Source organism: Pseudoxanthomonas sp. LjRoot127 (assembly GCF_964253495.1).
In the GTDB taxonomy this organism is placed as follows: Bacteria; Pseudomonadota; Gammaproteobacteria; order Xanthomonadales; family Xanthomonadaceae; genus Pseudoxanthomonas_A.
Genome location: NZ_CAXUQR020000001.1, coordinates 345,054 through 359,710, shown reverse-complemented (window position 1 = coordinate 359,710; position 14,657 = coordinate 345,054). Strand labels below are relative to the sequence as shown.

The window sequence follows — 14,657 nt, the reverse complement described above, 5'->3', positions numbered from 1 at the left end:
TTGCAGCTGCTGGTCTTCCTGCTGGTCTTCGATCTCTGCTGGCTAATGGAAAGCCAGCAGCACGATGAAAGCCAGCGCTCGCATCGTTAGGAATTTTTGCGTGAAGAGGCCGCAGATTTTGCTTTTAGTCAAAAGTTGGGGCTTGCGGAAGTTTCAACGCGTGGTTGATTGGAAGTGTCCCCCAGGTGGGACACACCTACGCCCTCAACCTCTCGGAGTTGTCACCGTGAACACCGTTCCCCAGTCATCGACCCCAGCGTCTTACAGCGTTCGAGCGAGCGTGAAGAAGCACGTTCGCATCAAGCGTCCGCTGGCAGAGCGCCTTCGTCGTGCGGCGGAGGAAGAAGAAATGACGGAGAGCGAATTCATCCGGCGCGTGCTGGAAAAAGCGCTCCCCCGCGCAGCGTAATCCTTCCCCACAAACAGCAAACCCCCACCGGCCAGGGTGAGGGTTTGAAAGGAACCACAACATGTCTACGAACAATTTGTCTCCGAATGGGGATGCTGTCAACCCTCCTCACGCCGATTCGTCCAACGTCGTGCCCTTCGATGCGACTCGCTTCCTCGGTGCTGAAGCGTCGCAGAGGAAGCAGAAAATCCAGGTCGAAGAGGACAAGCAACTCTACCGCCACTCGGTCGATCGAGAAGGTCAGCGCAAGCCACCGTCTCTCCCCATCCTGTTTGCCCGCCGCACCACCGAATGCGTCGATCGTTTGTGGGCGTGCCAAGCCACCAGCGGGACGGGCGAGATCGTCCACCACTGGAACGGCACCTACTGGCAGGCGATCAGCGATGCGGAAGGCGTGGGCGTGGCATCCGACTGGATCGACCGCAACGCCGATTTTGCCGGCAGCCCCAAGCTCGCCAAGGATTGCTGGGACATGGCCGCCCTGCGGCTGCGCCAGAAAAACCCCATGCCGACCCAAGCCAAGCGGGCCATCGTGCCGGTGGCCGACGGCTACGTGGAAATCCTCCGTGATGGCTTCCACGTGCTCGCACCCGACCCGGCCTTGGGCATGACACACGCGGTCAAAGTGGCGTGTGGTGGCAAGGAGGGCCAAGCCTACAAGCCTAAGTCCTTGCCGGCTGACTCTCGCTTCGCCAGGTTCCTCAACCAGGCCCACGACGACCCGCGCGTCATCGACCTGCTGCAGGAACAATGCGGCATGACCCTGTTGCCGGGTGTCTACAGCCAGGCCGCCTGGTGGCACGGTGTCGCGGGATCCGGCAAATCCACCTTGGCGGAAATCGTGGAAGCCATGCATCGCCAAGTTGCGCGCTGCAACCTGGAAACCCTGGGCGACCGCTTCAGCCTTGAACCCTTGATCGGTGCCAGCCTCATCCTGGTGGACGAGGTGGAGTGCGAGAAGTGGGCCGAAGGCCGGTTCAAGACCATGGTGTCGGGCAATGGCATTGGCATCGATCGCAAGAACCAGAAGCAGCTGGCGAGCTACCACTCCACGGCGAAGTGGATCATCACGTCCAACTCGGCGCCCTTCATCCGGGACAAGAGCAACGGCGTGTGGCGCCGCCTGACGGTCGTTCATTGGAAGAAGGCGGTGCCGCAGCACGAGCACGACCCGGATCTGGTCAAGAAGATTCTGGCCGAGGAAGGGCAGCTGGTGCTCGACTGGATGCTCGAAGGCGCCCGCCGCATCGTGGTCCGTGGCCGCGCTCTTTCGGAGAATGATGCGGACATGCCTGAAGCCGTGCGCGCCGCCAAGCTGGCCGCCCGCCACGGCAGTGACCAGGTCATGGCCTGGGCGCAAGCCGAGCGCGTGGTGCGTGTGGAAACCGACGAATGCACGTTGCCGATGCGCGAGGTCTACGAGAACTACAAGAACTGGGGCTACCGCCAAGGGCTGGCCGACATCGATCTCCTCACCGGTCGCCAGTTCTGGCGTGGCCTCAAGGAGATGGGCCTGGACGACGGGGTCCGCTCCAACCGCCGCGTCAACGGCAAGCAGGAAGAATGTGTTCGGTTGCGGATCAACGGAGCGGTGTTGCAGGCCGCTGTCACCAAACCCTCTGCCAGCGTCACCGTGATGCCGGTTCCGGGCGTGGGTCCCACCATCTGTGGCCCCTGGGGAACCGACCCTAAGCTCAGTGAGAGAAAGAAGGGCGAGCACCAGCAAGCCCTGGAAAGGAAGTGGGATGCATTGAGCACGGACGAGCGGAGCAGGGAGCTTGCCATGCTCTACGGTCAAGCGCTGATCGAAGACGCCACCCATGAGGAGCGCCGAAAGATCGATGCCGCGGTGCATCGCCTCTTCTACCCCGAGGTGGCCGAGGACGAAACGTTAGTGGCATCCGTTGAAGTGGAGGCCCCATGACGACTTCCCCTGATCTCGAATCCCGCCTGGCCGAAGCCGCCAACCGGGGTGACCTCGACGAATGCCGCCGGCTGCTGGCCGCAGGCGCCGATCCTACCTTCGCTGACGCCGACAAGTTCACCCTGCTGCACGAGGCGGCTCAAGGAGGTCATCCGGCCGTGTGCGCCTTGCTCATCGAGGCAGGCGCATCCCTGGACGCGGTCGACAAGACGAGGAACACCCCGCTTCACGAGGCTGCGCGGTTCAATCATCCCGAGGTGGTGCATACCTTAGTGAAGGCAGGGGCCGAGCTGGAACGGCCAGCTTATGAAGGGCGGACCCCGCTGTGCCAAGCCGCGCTATACGGGTCTAAAGATGCACTGGAGGCCTTGATCGACGTCGGCGCCGACGTGAACGCCCGAATCGAACACGTCACCAGCAGGAGCGAGTCCGGCAAGAAGCTAGGCTATCTGAAGCTCGACATCGGTGTGGCGGTGGAGACCAAGTTCAGCGGCACGACGGCGCTTCACCTCGCCGCACAAGCCGGAACGAACTGCACCACGCCCAACCGCCCCGACCACCTGGGTTGCGCGGAACGTTTGCTCGCGGCAGGGGCCGACGTGGGTGCCAAGGATCGAACCACCGAAACCCTGAAGAACCTGCTTCCCACCGGGGACGTGCTCCATTCGGCCACCGCTCTGATCCCACTCAACTACGCCGGCACGCTGGACATGGCCAAACTGCTCGTCGCTCACGGTTCCCCGTTGAACGCCTCCCACTCACCCTTCGCCAGCGCGGTGGGTGTGCTCAAGGGCCAGCAAGGCATGGACATCGCGGCCTTTCTGTTGAACCAGGGCTACGAGCCGAACGACCGCGATCGGGCGGTCATGGCGAAAGCGGGCGTGGAAGAAGGGGCGGTCCACCATCGGGCCCACGAGATGCGCGCCACCGAACGGCAGCAGCACTTGGAAGAACGGTTGAACCAGGCCCCACCCGCTGCACCTCATCTGAGCAGCCCCAGCACGCCCTCCATGGTGATCGGCGGTGCGGTCTGGAATGCGCGCGAGGAGGTCCAAGAGCAATCAGTCGCCGTCCAGCAAGCGCCTCGACATAGGATGCGCCTATGAGTGCGCCAAACAATTTCGAGAAATCTCTCCACGAAGCCGCTCGGTTCAACAATCCCAAGGTTGTGTGCGCCTTGTTGGAGGCTGGCGCCGACATTGAAAAGCGGGATGACGAAGGACGAACCCCGATATGCCTCGCTGCGCTCTATGGAGCCAAAGAGGCTTTGAAGGCCTTGATCGGCGCGGGCGCCGATGTGAATGCTCGTATCGAGCATTCCACATTTGCAGGTGCGCAGAGTCAGCAGACGGGACTGCTTAAGCAGGTCACTGGAACGACAGCGTTACACCTGGCTGCAGCAGCGGGAAGACGATATTCAATGCCAATGTGCCCCGACCACCTTGGATGCGCACAACTGCTGCTGGCAGCAGGGAGCAATGTTGGTGCGGAAGAAGTGACGACGGAGACTCGGGTGGCGGCGGGCGTCATATGCGACGAGCCTCAACTGATCAGAACCTTTGTGCCACTTAACTATGCGCGCACTTTGGAGATGGCCAAGTTGCTTGTTGCCCATGGCTCCCCTAGGAACACGAGCGATTCACCCATCGTCAGTGTGGTGCGCATGCTCCAAGGCAGGAGCGGGTTAGACATCGCTGCCTTTCTGTTCAAAGAGGGGTATGAACTGACAGAAGGCGCGTGCGCCGTCATGGCTTGGGTTGGCATTCCACCCGGCATGGTGATCCAACGAGCGTATGAGGTGCGTGCGGGTGAGCGACACAAGGGCTTGGAAAGGCGGCTGCGCCACGCATCGCCTGGCTCAAGGATGCGTTTTTGATCTGGGCTTGCCAAATCCCGACGCCGTCGCATGCTGAAGCCATGGACCATTCCGACGCCCTCCACGAAACCGCCCTCGATCGCCAGGACGCCCTGGCGGCGTCCCCCCGTTTCGTGGTCCTGAAGACCCCCAACGGCATCCGCCTCCAGTTGCAGGACGACGACGGGGACCCCGACACCCGGCTGACCATTGACCGAGCGATGGCATTGCTGGAGAGCGCGTTGGAGCAAGGCCGCGCCGTCACTCTCCACGAGTAACCCATCCACCAATATCCGCACCGCCGACAGGGTGCGTCTTCTTCCTAGGAGATCCCTGTCGTGTCCGATTCAACCAACGAAAGTTTCCTTCATCGCCACTCGCGCGACGTCGTCGAACGCCTGATCCGGCAAATGGAGGAGGGCACCGGCCCCTTCGTGCAGCCTTGGGATGCCCGCATGGACCTGGGGCTGCCGATGAACCCCACGACCGGCAAGACCTACAAGGGCGGCAACCTGCTCCACCTCTGGGCCCTGCAGAACGCCTGGGACGTGAAGGACAACCGCTGGATGACCTACAAGCAAGCCGCGGCCGTTGGTGCCCAGGTCCGCAAGGGCGAGAAGGCCAGCGTCATCGAATTCTGGGACTGGTCACCGGTGGAGGAGGCGAAGAAGAGCGGCGATCCGGAGCTTATCGCCAAGGCGCACCCCAAGGTGTTCTTCCCCCGCGTGTTCAACGCCACGCAGATCGATGGCTTGCCGGAACTGGTGCTGGCGGCGCCGCGGCCAGAACCGGAGATCCACCAGGCCTGCGAGAAGGTCATCCAGGACAGTGGGGCCGAGATTCACCACGATGGGGGCAACCAGGCGTTCTATCGTCCAATGACCAACAGCATCCACCTGCCCGAGCGCAACGCCTTTCACTCGGCCAGCAGCTACTACGCCACCGCCCTCCACGAACTGGGCCACTGGACCGGTTTCCCTTCCCGATTGAATCGCCCGATGAAGGGCGGCTTCGGTTCCGTGGACTACGCGAAGGAAGAACTGGTGGCCGAGGTCTCCAGCATGCTGATGGGCGAGCGCTTAGGTATCGGCCACGACCCCACCCAGCACGCGGCCTACATCCAGCACTGGATCCAGATCCTCCGCAACGACCCCCGCGAACTCTTTCGAGCCGCGGCAGCAGCCGAGCGGGTGGTGGAGTTCCTGAATGTGCCTGAGTTGGTTCACGAACCGCTCCCGAAGACTGAGCAGGAACGGCAGCCGGTGGTGGCCAACCAGCAGGAGCTTGAAAAACCTAGCGTCGAAAAGGCTCGCACCAAGGGGCGTGCAAAAACTAAGCAGCGCGAGCACACCATGGTGGCTTGACTCCCCTTGCCAGTTCTCCAATTCGAGTTATGCATAGGGATACCTACTCACGAAATGGAGGTGTCCCTTGAAGTCCATCGTTCTCGCCGTTCTCGTTGCCGCCATCCCCTCGGCCTTTGCCGCTAGTCCGGCATCCGTGGGCCCCTACCGTTCCTCTGAAGTCGTTGGTGTGGAAGACGCACGCCTGGGCGAAGTGTTGATGGCCCGAGAAGTTCAGATGGAGGGACGCAAGAAGGCGAACGCTGGCTCGGTTGTGGGTGCGGCCATTGGCTACGGCGCGGCACGCCAAGTCAAAGGCGACTACCGCAACGCTGCTCGTGTGGCGGGCGGTGTGCTCGGGGGCGTCGCCGGCACGGCCGTCCAGAATGCTGTCAGCCACCGCAAGGTATACGAGGTCTACGTGCGCGAGTTGTCGGGGAAGGGCGACCGGGTCGTTGTGATCATCCATGAGGGCGATCTGGGCTTTCGCGAAGGGGATCGGGTGTTCCTGGTGGGCAAGGGGAACAAGACCCGTCTGGTGCTGACGCCGCGCGAGGGGAGTGAATGCTTCACTGCATGTGGAACGACGCAGATGGGATCCACCAGTGGTAGGGAGGCCCATTGATGCGCTGGTCAATATTCAGGCCAATGGCTGCTCCCTCAAGAAGGGGGGTGCCAAAGTGAGCTCACTTCTTCTGTTAACTCTGCTCTCAGTGGTGGCCATACCGGCCTTCTTCATTGTGCCAATCATGGTGGGCCGCGGATTGGCACAAACCATCACTTACGCTTACCTGGTCTTCTCGAGCGATGCGCCTTCCTCGCTCAAGCCATCGTATGGAAAAGGACTCAAGACGTTATCGTGGAGGATGGCGGTTGATATCCTGCGCCTTCTGTTCGTCGTGTTCGTCGCTTCCTACTTCGCCTTTCAGGCGATTGCAGTGGGAACTACTTACGCTTTCATCGCGGTCGCTTTCGCGGCATTGATGTTTTTCACGCTCTTGATGATGGCCTTCAGCGCCGCCATGAGTGAGCCCCTCCGCAGCGCCGTCCATTGATGAATATAACCCCCTCCCACGGCCATCTCCGCCCCGACCCGGTCGACCTGCGTGACCCATCCGATCTCCTGTTCGAAGCCAACGGGCAGCGCGACCCACTGCTCCAGGCCCTCTACACGGAATCGCTGGTCAACCGCCGGGACGTGGACACCATCGACCGTCTGCTGGACGACCACCGACTGGCCTACGGCGAGCCCGAGCAAGTGGCCTACGCCATGCTCAGGGACAACCAGCACGATCGACCACTGCCGCTGTTGAGCGGCGACGTGATGGTGGATGCAGGCCTGCAACGCTACCTGGCGGAACACCGTGCGTGGAACCCGGTCACCCAGCAGGAGCGCACTCTGTCCTTGCAGACAGTGGGGAGGGATCCATGAGCCTGTCTGCCTACCGTGTTGCTGTGAATGACATGCGAGCACTTCGACGCCAGACGTTGGCCAAGGTATTCCGTCCCGGGATGACGGCCATTGAGGCATCGCACGCGCTCGCCATGAAACTGGGCTACAGCTTCACGGACACTACCGTTCACTCCGATCTGAAGGCGCTTGGGCTTACCCCAGTTTCAGGCACCGAAAGGGTGAGGACGATGACCAAGGCTCGCCGACTGGAGGTGAAGAACGGCGTGCTCGCGGGGGAATCGGTCCAGTCACTGGCTGAGCGGTTGAAGGCTCCGGTCCACACCATCAAGTCCGACTGTCGTGTGTTGGTTGAAGCCGGCGATCTCCCCGCCGATATGCTCGCGCGGGGTCGAGTCCTCCGTCTCTTAGCCGAAATGGAACGTTATGCGTCTCGCTTGAGTGCCGAAGAACAGATGGCTTATGAAGCGCTGAAAAGCGCTGTAAGGTTGACCGGGTTCACGCCTTAGGGATCTTTCGGCCGAGGTATCGGCATAGCACCCCAGACAATCCCACGATCAGCTCCGCCTCCTCCAGCGATGGTTCACCACCCTCCAAGAGGTGCCGCCCGTTGTTGGACGCAAATCCATAGACCTGGGATACCGCATGGCCCAAGGGTGGCGGGAATAGTTCGGGACGCTTCTTCATAAGATCCCCCAGCGTTAGCTTGCGCTCCCCTGTCAGGTCCTTAGCCAAGCATTCCAATGCCGCCATGCCATGCTGGACGGCGCCGGTGAGCTCAGGACTGGGGCGACGCGACAAGTCGCGAAGCGCCTCATGAAGTTCGTTGGCCGTCGTGTTCTTCCCAGCGCTCCGCAGTTCCTTTGTGCCCTCCCTGACAGCTACCTCAAATGCCTCGGATCCACGGAATTCAATTCGGTTGCCAAGCAACTGCCATCCAATCCCGTTCTTGCGAAAGATCTTGTTGATTCCGTCCACGAAAACATCTGCAGGCGATTTTGATTGTCCATAGATTTGAGGGCGACCCTGAAGAGATGTTGCGATCCCCTCGATGACGTCATACACCTCGAACCAATCGCACTCCTCCAGATGATTCTGAACTTCTGAAAGGACATTGGGCTCGCTCCAGTTGCCCCGGGTGTCGGGAGCAACGCCAAGCAGTCCGCAGACCTCTTTTCGAAGGCTTTCGTATCCCATTCCAGCTTTGCTGGCCAAGATGACGATCGCGCCCCGCAATACCTCAGGGGCGTCTTCGCGGACAGTGATCTCCGCATCTGGTGCGCTGTAATTGTGTCGTTCTGAAAAAATGGCCATGTTGTTGGCGCTTCGTCAATGATGTTGGTGGCAGGGTTTGCGTCTGCTATGCGACGGGAGTGAACTGTTTTGCGTAGCGGAGGGCGGGTTCACCCGAAATGCTGTCTTGGATTGACTCAGGTTCCCCACCCAGCACCGTTTCGGCCACCTTAATGGACGGAGTGTTTCTCTCGCTCACCACCGCTTCAACGTAGAACGGTCGGTGGCCGCGAAAGCCGTTCTGCATCTCTGCAATGCCTGCCGCAAGGATGGCCTTGGCCTTCCCCTGTTTGCGATGGTGTTCTGGAACGGCGTATCCCGCAGCAAAGTTGGGATGGCCTTCGAACGTCCCGTTGAGGACGAAGCTCACGAACGCCGTCACCGTTCTGCCGTCCAGATGCACGTAGGTAAATCGCGGCTTGCCTTGAGCCTGATCCACGTGCAGGTAGATGGTGGGATCGACACGTCCACGCTCCAGGCGGAGCTTCCCAGCGGACAGGGCTTCTTGAAAGGACACGAGGGCAGCGGTGGGATCGGTCATGCCGGGCATGGCGGCTTTCATCCGTGAGTGGGCAAGTCTGCTCATCCTCGCCCTCCAAGCTCATCCCTCAAGTCACTCGCTCGCCTCGATCCTCAACCGGGCAGTGGCCTCTTCATTGGGATCCTGGCTCCGCTTGCCCCTCCCGCAAGGGCGGGCCTCCTCCACGGTGTTCTGGCCCTACGCTGCGCGCCTGGCGGTGCTCGCTCCCGGGTGCGGGAAGGGCTGATCGCTTCGCCCATCGGTCCCCAGAGGCGCATCCCGCGCCGGTGGAGAAAGCAGATGAAGCGAGCGAACGACATCCGGGCCCAGTATCAACTGACGATGGACGAGGAGGGCATCCTCCTGGCTGCCTCGCAAATCCTCGAACGCCGCCTGCAGCGCCAAGGCGCCATCACCGACCCCAGCGACGCCGCTGACTTCCTCAAGGCCCGCTGCGCTGGCCTGCCGCACGAGGTGTTCGGCGTGGTCTTCCTCGATACCCGCCACCGCATCATCGCCACCGAGCACCTGTTCCAAGGCACCATCGACGGCTGCGAAGTTCACCCCCGCATCGTGGCCAAGCAGGCCTTGGACCACAACCGCGGCGGTCATCTTCTTTCACAACCATCCCAGCGGAAACCCGGAGCCCAGCGCGGTCGACCGTGCCCTGACGGCCCGCCTGAAGCAGTCGCTGGCACTGCTGGACGTTCGAGTGCTGGACCATCTGGTGGTTGCGGGAACCTCACACGTGTCGATGGCCTCACGGGGGTGGGTGTGACCACCCCCTTTCTCACTCAGGAAAGGCCTGTCGCCGCCACCGGCCGCTGCGCGACCGGCGATCTGAAAAACCCTCGATGGAAGAAAGACAGCGACGCCTTCGGCACGCATTCGATGTTAGGAATATTTGCGTGAAATCACGCAGTTTTTGATTTTAGTCTTGAAAAGATCCATTGCAGCCATGGACATTTTCATGTGGCGATCTACCTTGAAGGTGTGGAGGGCAAACCGCTAACTAAACGCAAAAAGGGAAGATCAACATGAACATCAAACTCTATACCCCCGCCAAAGCCATTCGCGCTGCTGCTCTCAAAGTTGCCCAGGACAAAGGCTCCGTCGAAGTTGCGGCAGGCGTCTATTTGAACTCGCAGGAAAGCATCGTGGCGGATCAAGCCGACTTTGGCGACGAGGACGGTGCTAAGACGACCGACTTCACGAAAGCGCCGTTCTGGATCACCACCAACGATGGGCAAGTCCAGCCGATCTACGGTGTGGACGACAAGGATCTGATCGACGTCCTCGCCATGACCAACCCTAACCTGCCACTCCCCATCCAAGACCGCACCGATGTTGCCTGGGTTGAGCTCAAGAAGCTGCAGCCGCTCGTCCAGGGGGAGTTGTTTCACGACACGGATATTGAGGAGGGGCTTCGATTCTCAGACGTGTGTTTTCGGAAGATCGTCGCGGGTGAGTTCTGCGTTGAGAAACGGCAGTGGTAACTTCATTTCTTCAACTCATTTTCCTCGCCCTGGCAACACTTGCCATGCTTGCTGTAGACCTTGTTCTCAATCAAAGGGGAAAAAGACAGCAGTTGGCCAGCCAGCAGCGAATGGAGGGTTATCGTGAGGCGCTACGCGATTACCATTGGACCGTTCGTCAGAACAGGGCTTCGCTTGTGCAGCAAGCGGCTCGAGAACTGCACCTAAGGCGGAAGTATGTCCTCTGCTACGTGAAGATCATCAGTCCAACCATGCATGCGATTCTGAGCAAGCGGCAAGGGGTCCTGGCCATGACAGATGTGGAAAGGGTCCTTGCGGACCCGGTCATCGGCCACGGCATATGTAGAGCTGTTGTGGTGGAAACAGAGAACATACTTGGGAGGTTGCCGAAGTTGTGGACTTCTGGTTTCCAGGATGAGAGGCTCAATCCGGCCGTGGAGGCCTTGCGAAATCGTCCTAGCCACCTCCCGCTAGATGTGGGTGACAGTGCGTTTCTGTGGGAGTCTGCGTTTGCCGTCGTTCTCAACGAACTGGCAACCGAGGCAGCAGGTATGCATCGACGTTCCTTGGCCGACAAACTCAATGCGACGCCGATAATCGAAGCGCCCGTGAAACCTCGCCCCCGGCTATGAGGTTCTCTCGCCGTTCTTTCGGCACCCCTTGCCAACTCGCCGATTCCAGGTATCGGTAGAGGGATGGTCCACGTCGGGCCACTCACCCCTACTCACATTCCTAACAAGGAGCCGATACTCATGAATCGCAAGTCCATCCTCCGTTCCATCCTCCCCATCGCCTTGGTCGCTCTGGCGGCCCCGGCCTTCGCCGACGAAGTGTCGGAAAGCCTGATCATCAACGGCCAAGTTCTTCCGGGTTGCCAGCTGCAGATCTCTCCGCTGGACAACCTGGACATCAACTCGCTCTCGCTTTCGCAGGTGGCTTCGTCGCCGACGGGCATTGGCGCTCGCTGCAATACCGGCACCGCTTACGAAATTGCCCCCGGTGATGGGCTGAACTACGGTTTGAACGCCGATTTCCCAAATCACCGCAGTCTGTCTGGCCCTGGCTTTTTCCTGGCTTACTCTCTCCACCGGGATATGGTGGGTGGTGAAACGTGGGGCACGGGCGCAGATCAGATTTCCGGGGTCGGCAATGGCGAGTGGCAGTTCATGCCTTACTCCATCGCTTTCCTGGGAGCGAACAAGGCGCCCAACGGGTTTTACAGCGACACCGTCCAGGTCACCCTGACCTACAACTGATCGACACTCGATCTGCACGACGCGAAGCCCCGCACCTGCGGGGCTTTTCATTGTGAGTGGGTATGGGTTGACGAAACGTGGATCGTCTCTAGCTTGAAAGGTATCCCCCGACAGGAGATGCCTCCATGCGATCGCTAGTGTTTTTCTTCACTCTTTTGGTTTTCAGTTTGCTCCCGTTCTCGGCAGACGCTTCCCAAGTGTCCTTGACTCCGACGGCGCTTCTGGGCGAACCCTCCACGAAAGCGCACGCGGTCACGCTGATCAATTCAGACGACATGCCGGTGAGCTATCAGGTCACTGCCTACCAGTGGCTGCAGAAGGATGGAGTCGACCAGCTGGTGAATACCGGTGATGTGCTGGCTTCGCCATCGATCATCTCCATTCCTCCGACAGGGCGGCGTGTGGTTCGGGTGGTAAGGGTCAGTGGAAGTGGGGCGGTGGGCTACTACCGCGTCATCTTCAAGCAGCTGCCATTACCTCCCGTCGAGAATGGTGGGCGCTCGAACGTCTCGCTGCTCGTGAATCATTCCCTGCCGCTCGCGTTTGAAGCATCGACGCCTGACGTTCGCTTGACCGCGTCGCTGTCGCCGGACGGTTCGGGCTACCGCCTGACCAACACCGGCACCACCGCCGCGCGCGTGACCACCATTGGGCCGTCCTCCGGCCAGTCGTGGCGCGAAGGCGCGCTGGGGTGGGTGCTGCCCGGCCTTAGCAAGGACATCCCGCTCAAGCCGGAGCACCGCGCCTCGGCGTTGACCCTGACCGTCAACGGTCAGCCGGTCACGCTCACTGTTGCCCCTTGAGCCATCCATGCGCCGTTGGGGAGTTCTGCTCGCCCTTTGCCTGGCCGCGCACGCGGCCGACGCAGCTGTGCCCGCGGGCGTGGAGCCCAGCGTGCTGCTCCCCACCGTTGGCGGCAAACCTGCGAAGGAACCGGCCATCTTCTGGCAGCAACAGGGCCAGTGGTTCGCCGATGCCACCACCTGGTCTGCCTTGGGCGTGGTGTTGAAGGAAGGCGAGAGCGGCCCGCTGTCTGCTCAAGCGTTGGGCGTGGTCCTGGCGGTGAAGGAAGAGGACGCCACCGTGGCCATCACCATTCCCCCCGATCGCGCACCGGTTCAATCGGTCAAGCGCCACGAAACCACCGGTTCACTCTCGCCCGCGGCGCCCGGCGTGCTGATCAATTATTCGCTTTCAGGGCGCGCGACGCAGGAAGCCCAGGGCGCGTCCCTGTCCCACGAGGTGCGCACCGCCGGACGCTGGGGCGTGCTCTCCACCACTGGGCAGCTCAACGTGGATTCAACGCGGGGCGGGGAGTATCGCCGCGGCATCACGCGTTGGCAGAGGGATGACCTGTCGCGCTTGGTGACTTACGAAGCAGGCGACGTGTTCACCGGACCGCCGTCGGCGGTGGTGAACCTGGGCGGCGTGCGCATCGCCAAGGACCCCAAGGCCCTCGACCCGATGACGCCCACCTATCCCATCCCCACATTGGGTGGCTTGGCGTTGGATCCGGGCACCGTGGAGGTCATGGCCAACCAGGCCCGCGTGCTCCAGCGGGACGTGGAGCGCGGCCCCTTCATCGTCGAAGGCAGCCCGCTGTCGGCCGGTGCGAACCAGGCCCAAGTGGTGGTGCGCGACCGATTCGGCCGCGAGGCGGTGGTGAGCGATCAGCGCTACTACATCGCGCCCACTTTGCTTCGCCCAGGCCTCACCACCTGGGACGTGGCCGTGGGCCAAGTGCGCGAGGACGAGAACCGCTATGAGAAGACCGGTGCCAGCGCCTCACTGGCTTGGGGCGCCTCCGATCGCTGGACCCTGCGCACGAACGCGCAAGCCGATGGGGAAGGGAAGTCAAACTTGGCCCTGGGCGCCACCACCACGTTGGGCACCCTGGGCACGCTCGATCTGGAAGTCGGGCGCTCCAGTGGGGGCGGCCGGCGCGTGGCCGCCGCCTACGATTACCGTGGCCCGACCTTCGGTGCGCGCCTCGAGCACGAGCGCAACGAGGACTACTGGCGCCTGCGACCGGAACGGGCCGCCGACGTGCTGGAGCGCACCCGCGCGTCCTTGTTCTGGCGACCCAGCCGCGACCTGTCCCTGCGCGCCGGCTACACCGACCTGACGACCGACCGGGCCCGCGTAACCTTTGCCGACGTGGGCGTGAACTGGCGCAAGGGGCCTCACCAGGTCGGCGCCAGCGTGCTGCGCGACATCGGGCGCGGCGACACCCGCGTGGAAGCCGGCTACACCTACGCCCTCGGGGCCAACCGGGTGGGCGTGAGGGCACGCTCGGCGCCCAATGCCGATGCCCTGGCGCTTCGTTACTCCGGACGGCCCACCGTCGGGAACACCCCGGTCAGCGTGGCGGCGGAAGTGGAGCGGGGCGAGCGCGGCAACCAGGTGAGGGCCGCCGCTTCGTGGAACACGGACACCGGCATGGCCCGCCTCGACGCCGGCACCGGGCACGGCGTGCCTTACGTCAGCGGGGGCTACAGCGGGGCGGTCCACATCGACGGGAAGGGCGTGACGTTCCTGCGCCCCGCGCCCCAGGGCTTCGCCGTGGTGGACGTGCCGGGCCAGCCCAACGTGCCCGTCAGGGTGGGCGGCCGGGTGGTGGGCCAGACCGATACCAAGGGCCGCCTGGTGACCGGCGACGTGGCGGCCTTGGTGCCCACCACGGTGCGCATCGACGACAAGGCCCTGCCCCTGGGCACCCAAGTGGGCGAGACCGAGAAGAGCGCCATGGCGGGACGCCAAGCCGGGATGCACGTGGCGTTTCCGGTGCTCACCGAGACGGCGCGCTCCTACACTCTGACCGGTGCCAGCATCCCACCCGGAACGGTCGCCAGCACGCCGCGGGAGACCACCCAGGTGGGCTTCGATGGGGCGCTCTACCTGCAGCACCCGGAGCCGGGGCAGGTGGTCGAGGTGACGGGGGTCTGCAAGGCCCAGCTGCCCTCTGACCTTGGGTCTGCGCAAACGGTGGTGTCACTGGCCTGCCAGTGATCCGCCAACCCTATGAAATCAAGGGGTCCGCGCAGCGCCCTTCCTAGCAACATTGCCCTTGGCCCCCAATGCTGAGGATACTGAGGTCCGCTATGACCGTTTTTCCGGATGCCTATGCCCACCTTACTCGCGCTGGATCTA

General features: G+C 62.2%; 17 protein-coding genes and 1 pseudogene. 16 read left to right on the top strand and 2 right to left on the bottom strand.

Features of this window, described 5'->3' with window-relative positions; all coding sequences use genetic code 11:
- Positions 1–226: 226 nt before the first annotated feature.
- The 10 genes from ACSQ19_RS01750 to ACSQ19_RS01705 all read left to right on the top strand — a co-directional run bounded on the left by ACSQ19_RS01750 (position 227) and on the right by ACSQ19_RS01705 (position 7,451).
- Complete coding sequence (locus ACSQ19_RS01750) at positions 227–409, top strand: ribbon-helix-helix protein, CopG family (RefSeq protein WP_435999594.1); 183 nt, start codon at positions 227–229, stop codon at positions 407–409.
- A 61-nt stretch (positions 410–470) separates the two neighbouring features.
- Complete coding sequence (locus ACSQ19_RS01745) at positions 471–2,333, top strand: DNA primase family protein (RefSeq protein WP_435999592.1); 1,863 nt, start codon at positions 471–473, stop codon at positions 2,331–2,333.
- A complete protein-coding gene (locus ACSQ19_RS01740) occupies positions 2,330–3,439 on the top strand; it encodes an ankyrin repeat domain-containing protein (protein ID WP_435999590.1) in 1,110 nt (369 codons plus the stop codon). Before ACSQ19_RS01745 ends, ACSQ19_RS01740 begins: the two co-directional genes overlap by 4 nt.
- On the top strand, positions 3,436–4,209 hold the full coding sequence (locus tag ACSQ19_RS01735; protein ID WP_435999588.1) for an ankyrin repeat domain-containing protein: 774 nt from the start codon (positions 3,436–3,438) through the stop codon (positions 4,207–4,209). Before ACSQ19_RS01740 ends, ACSQ19_RS01735 begins: the two co-directional genes overlap by 4 nt.
- A gap of 41 nt (positions 4,210–4,250) precedes the next feature.
- A complete protein-coding gene (locus tag ACSQ19_RS01730; protein WP_435999586.1) occupies positions 4,251–4,466 on the top strand; it encodes a hypothetical protein in 216 nt (71 codons plus the stop codon).
- 60 nt (positions 4,467–4,526) lie between these two features.
- Complete coding sequence (locus tag ACSQ19_RS01725; RefSeq protein WP_435999584.1) at positions 4,527–5,552, top strand: ArdC family protein; 1,026 nt, start codon at positions 4,527–4,529, stop codon at positions 5,550–5,552.
- A 67-nt stretch (positions 5,553–5,619) separates the two neighbouring features.
- Positions 5,620–6,156, top strand: coding sequence for a hypothetical protein (locus ACSQ19_RS01720; RefSeq protein ID WP_435999582.1), 537 nt, complete (start codon positions 5,620–5,622; stop codon positions 6,154–6,156).
- Between the two features lie 55 nt (positions 6,157–6,211).
- Positions 6,212–6,586, top strand: coding sequence for a hypothetical protein (locus tag ACSQ19_RS01715; RefSeq protein WP_435999580.1), 375 nt, complete (start codon positions 6,212–6,214; stop codon positions 6,584–6,586).
- Positions 6,586–6,963 carry a hypothetical protein gene (locus tag ACSQ19_RS01710; RefSeq protein WP_435999579.1) on the top strand — a complete coding sequence of 126 codons (378 nt, stop codon included), beginning with the start codon at positions 6,586–6,588 and terminating at the stop codon, positions 6,961–6,963. The genes ACSQ19_RS01715 and ACSQ19_RS01710 overlap by 1 nt, the downstream gene beginning before the upstream one ends.
- Positions 6,960–7,451, top strand: coding sequence for a hypothetical protein (locus tag ACSQ19_RS01705; protein WP_435999577.1), 492 nt, complete (start codon positions 6,960–6,962; stop codon positions 7,449–7,451). Before ACSQ19_RS01710 ends, ACSQ19_RS01705 begins: the two co-directional genes overlap by 4 nt.
- On the opposite strand, the gene ACSQ19_RS01700 is transcribed toward ACSQ19_RS01705, so the two are convergent.
- Positions 7,441–8,256 (bottom strand): AbiJ-NTD4 domain-containing protein, encoded by an 816-nt coding sequence (locus ACSQ19_RS01700; RefSeq protein ID WP_435999575.1) that lies wholly within the window; start codon positions 8,254–8,256, stop codon positions 7,441–7,443. The two genes, ACSQ19_RS01705 and ACSQ19_RS01700, sit on opposite strands and share 11 nt — an antisense overlap.
- A gap of 46 nt (positions 8,257–8,302) precedes the next feature.
- Positions 8,303–8,821, bottom strand: coding sequence for a GNAT family N-acetyltransferase (locus tag ACSQ19_RS01695; protein WP_436040758.1), 519 nt, complete (start codon positions 8,819–8,821; stop codon positions 8,303–8,305).
- A gap of 234 nt (positions 8,822–9,055) precedes the next feature.
- Here ACSQ19_RS01695 and ACSQ19_RS01690 point away from each other — a divergent pair.
- From ACSQ19_RS01690 to ACSQ19_RS01665, 6 genes and pseudogenes are all read left to right on the top strand, one after another.
- A pseudogene (locus tag ACSQ19_RS01690) lies at positions 9,056–9,533 on the top strand (JAB domain-containing protein).
- 259 nt (positions 9,534–9,792) lie between these two features.
- On the top strand, positions 9,793–10,251 hold the full coding sequence (locus tag ACSQ19_RS01685) for a hypothetical protein (protein WP_435999571.1): 459 nt from the start codon (positions 9,793–9,795) through the stop codon (positions 10,249–10,251).
- Positions 10,252–10,295: 44 nt separating this feature from the next.
- Positions 10,296–10,883, top strand: a complete 588-nt coding sequence (locus tag ACSQ19_RS01680) for a hypothetical protein (RefSeq protein WP_435999569.1) — start codon at positions 10,296–10,298, stop codon at positions 10,881–10,883.
- A 120-nt stretch (positions 10,884–11,003) separates the two neighbouring features.
- On the top strand, positions 11,004–11,507 hold the full coding sequence (locus ACSQ19_RS01675; RefSeq protein WP_435999568.1) for a Csu type fimbrial protein: 504 nt from the start codon (positions 11,004–11,006) through the stop codon (positions 11,505–11,507).
- 125 nt (positions 11,508–11,632) lie between these two features.
- Positions 11,633–12,310 (top strand): fimbrial biogenesis chaperone, encoded by a 678-nt coding sequence (locus ACSQ19_RS01670; RefSeq protein ID WP_435999566.1) that lies wholly within the window; start codon positions 11,633–11,635, stop codon positions 12,308–12,310.
- 7 nt (positions 12,311–12,317) lie between these two features.
- On the top strand, positions 12,318–14,516 hold the full coding sequence (locus ACSQ19_RS01665; RefSeq protein WP_435999564.1) for a fimbria/pilus outer membrane usher protein: 2,199 nt from the start codon (positions 12,318–12,320) through the stop codon (positions 14,514–14,516).
- The last annotated feature ends 141 nt before the right edge of the window (positions 14,517–14,657 follow it).

Excerpts from the sequence above, each read along its gene's own strand:
- ACSQ19_RS01700 (WP_435999575.1), bottom strand. The coding sequence starts at position 8,256 with ATGGCCATTTTTTCAGAACGACACAATTACAGCGCACCAGATGCGGAG.
- ACSQ19_RS01745 (WP_435999592.1), top strand. The coding sequence starts at position 471 with ATGTCTACGAACAATTTGTCTCCGAATGGGGATGCTGTCAACCCTCCT.
- ACSQ19_RS01705 (WP_435999577.1), top strand. The coding sequence starts at position 6,960 with ATGAGCCTGTCTGCCTACCGTGTTGCTGTGAATGACATGCGAGCACTT.
- ACSQ19_RS01675 (WP_435999568.1), top strand. The coding sequence starts at position 11,004 with ATGAATCGCAAGTCCATCCTCCGTTCCATCCTCCCCATCGCCTTGGTC.
- ACSQ19_RS01735 (WP_435999588.1), top strand. The coding sequence starts at position 3,436 with ATGAGTGCGCCAAACAATTTCGAGAAATCTCTCCACGAAGCCGCTCGG.
- ACSQ19_RS01730 (WP_435999586.1), top strand. The coding sequence starts at position 4,251 with ATGGACCATTCCGACGCCCTCCACGAAACCGCCCTCGATCGCCAGGAC.
- ACSQ19_RS01680 (WP_435999569.1), top strand. The coding sequence starts at position 10,296 with ATGCTTGCTGTAGACCTTGTTCTCAATCAAAGGGGAAAAAGACAGCAG.
- ACSQ19_RS01740 (WP_435999590.1), top strand. The coding sequence starts at position 2,330 with ATGACGACTTCCCCTGATCTCGAATCCCGCCTGGCCGAAGCCGCCAAC.
- ACSQ19_RS01670 (WP_435999566.1), top strand. The coding sequence starts at position 11,633 with ATGCGATCGCTAGTGTTTTTCTTCACTCTTTTGGTTTTCAGTTTGCTC.
- ACSQ19_RS01695 (WP_436040758.1), bottom strand. The coding sequence starts at position 8,821 with ATGAGCAGACTTGCCCACTCACGGATGAAAGCCGCCATGCCCGGCATG.
- ACSQ19_RS01665 (WP_435999564.1), top strand. The coding sequence starts at position 12,318 with ATGCGCCGTTGGGGAGTTCTGCTCGCCCTTTGCCTGGCCGCGCACGCG.
- ACSQ19_RS01685 (WP_435999571.1), top strand. The coding sequence starts at position 9,793 with ATGAACATCAAACTCTATACCCCCGCCAAAGCCATTCGCGCTGCTGCT.
- ACSQ19_RS01710 (WP_435999579.1), top strand. The coding sequence starts at position 6,586 with ATGAATATAACCCCCTCCCACGGCCATCTCCGCCCCGACCCGGTCGAC.